This is a genomic window from Pseudogracilibacillus sp. SO30301A (assembly GCF_037072025.1).
In the GTDB taxonomy this organism is placed as follows: Bacteria; Bacillota; Bacilli; order Bacillales; family Amphibacillaceae; genus Pseudogracilibacillus.
This window is the reverse complement of sequence record NZ_JAXHDD010000120.1, coordinates 1-1903: the sequence shown is the minus strand read 5'-3', so window position 1 is coordinate 1903 and position 1903 is coordinate 1. Positions and strand designations below refer to the sequence as shown.

General features: G+C 34.8%; 3 protein-coding genes. All 3 read left to right on the top strand.

Annotated elements, in window-relative coordinates; all coding sequences use genetic code 11:
* Window positions 1-774 (top strand): Mu transposase domain-containing protein (locus SPD89_RS22675; RefSeq protein WP_442961225.1); only part of this gene is annotated, 774 nt, incomplete at its 5' end.
* The gene (gene istB, locus SPD89_RS22670) at window positions 767-1525 is read left to right on the top strand and encodes an IS21-like element helper ATPase IstB (RefSeq protein WP_336264216.1); all 759 of its coding nucleotides are present in this window, start codon (window positions 767-769) and stop codon (window positions 1523-1525) included. The genes SPD89_RS22675 and istB, both read left to right, overlap by 8 nt.
* The gene (locus SPD89_RS22665; protein ID WP_336264215.1) at window positions 1525-1743 is read left to right on the top strand and encodes a DUF5348 domain-containing protein; all 219 of its coding nucleotides are present in this window, start codon (window positions 1525-1527) and stop codon (window positions 1741-1743) included. Before istB ends, SPD89_RS22665 begins: the two co-directional genes overlap by 1 nt.
* The last annotated feature ends 160 nt before the right edge of the window (window positions 1744-1903 follow it).

Below are 1903 nucleotides of genomic sequence, written 5' to 3'. Positions count from 1 at the left end.
CTTTTATCCTATTCACGTTTTAGAGTTTATTTGTTGTCAATTTCTAAGTCACAAAGCGTATTATTATCATTTTTAACAGAGTCTTTTGAAACAATTGGAGGTGTGCCCAAAACTTTATTAGTTGATAATATGAAAACCATCATGAATGAGTCACGAACAAAATATCGGAAAGGAATAATTAATGAAAGGTTCTATCAATTCGCTAAAGATTTCGGATTTGAGGTAAAACCATGTGTTGCGAGGAGAGCACAAACAAAAGGAAAAGTTGAATCCCCAATGAAAATACTGGATGAGATACACGCATATCAAGGAAAATTTAATTATGAGGAGCTGAATCAGTATATAGAAAAACTATGTAATCGAGTAAATCATGAATATAATCAAGGAACAGGAGGAATTCCAGTACTAAGTTTACAAAAAGAAAAAGATCTCTTAGCGCCACTTCCAAGTAAGCAGATAAGAGATGCTTATAAAATCAATCATACACTTGTAAAAGTGAATCCATCTAATATGATTTCCTATAAATCCAACCAGTATTCTGTTCCCGCAGGATACATTGGAAAGCAGGTAAGCCTACAAGTATATGATAACCATATTCACGTTTATTATAGCACGGATTTAATCGTTCGACATGAAATACGCCAAAGGAAGCTAAATTACAAGCAAGAGCATTACAAGGAGGCATTAACTAAACAGTTGCCTTATGCAGATGATATTGAGGAATTATCGTTAAAAAATTTAGCGGCAATTAATGAGGTGTATAGTCATGAATAGTAGTTATACAAAATTAGTGGATAATTTAGAATACCTAAAGTTAACCCAAATGGTTACTCATTTGGATGAAACAATAGATTTCATGAATAACAATCAACTTTCATTCGTGGACGCTCTTATCAAACTAACAGATTATGAGATTGATATGAAAGAAATCAACATGGTGAAATCCATGGTAAGAGTGGCAGCATTTCCACATCACAAAGAAATAAAGGACTTTGACTTTTCATTTCAACCGTCCGTTAATAAAGAGCAAATATTAGATTTTATATCATTACGATTTATTGAACGGAAAGAAAACATCGTTTTCTTGGGATCCAGTGGGGTCGGAAAGACCCACTTGGCCACCTCTATCGGGATTGCAGCTGCCAAAAAAAGAACAAGTACCTATTTTATTAAGTGTAATGATTTGATACTAAACTTGAAAAAGGCAAAGTTAGAAAATCGATTGGAGAATAGGCTTAAACACTATGCAAAATATAGACTTCTTATCATAGACGAGATTGGATATTTACCAATTGATGCAGATGACGCTAAATTATTTTTTCAGTTAATCGATTTAAGATATGAGAACAAAAGTACTATATTTACGACAAATTCAAATTTTAAAGACTGGGCCAAGATATTCCAGGACCCTAAAATCGCAAACGCAATCTTAGATCGCGTTCTCCACCATGCCACAGTAATAAATATTGTAGGTGATTCTTATCGATTAAAAGACCATATAAAAAAAGAGACGGAGGAATCATGATGAACAAATGTAGCATGCATTATGATCAGAATCAGGAGCAATGGCTAGTTGAACTGCAGGGAAGAGAATACGCCCTTCATTGTGGAGAAAGTTTTGAACTATACATTGGGCAAAACCCCATTCCTTGTCGACTGGAATTAGCAGACAATTGGTATGTCATTATGGATGACACCAGTTTTGACTTACGGGCGAATAGCCAATACATGATTAATTTATAGGAAAGGCACCCACAGGAAACCCGTCAGCCGACGGCGAAATTTTGGTGAAGGATGTGGGCTAGCCCACATCCTTCACCAAAATTCTAACTAAGCTATAATGTAAATTTCAAAAATCAGGGTAAGCACCGTAGGAAATGCGAAATTTATTATTTGTTTGGCT

Bases quoted from the DNA above. Each gene is read 5' to 3' on its own strand.
- istB (WP_336264216.1), top strand. From the start codon at position 767: ATGAATAGTAGTTATACAAAATTAGTGGATAATTTAGAATACCTAAAG.
- SPD89_RS22665 (WP_336264215.1), top strand. From the start codon at position 1,525: ATGAACAAATGTAGCATGCATTATGATCAGAATCAGGAGCAATGGCTA.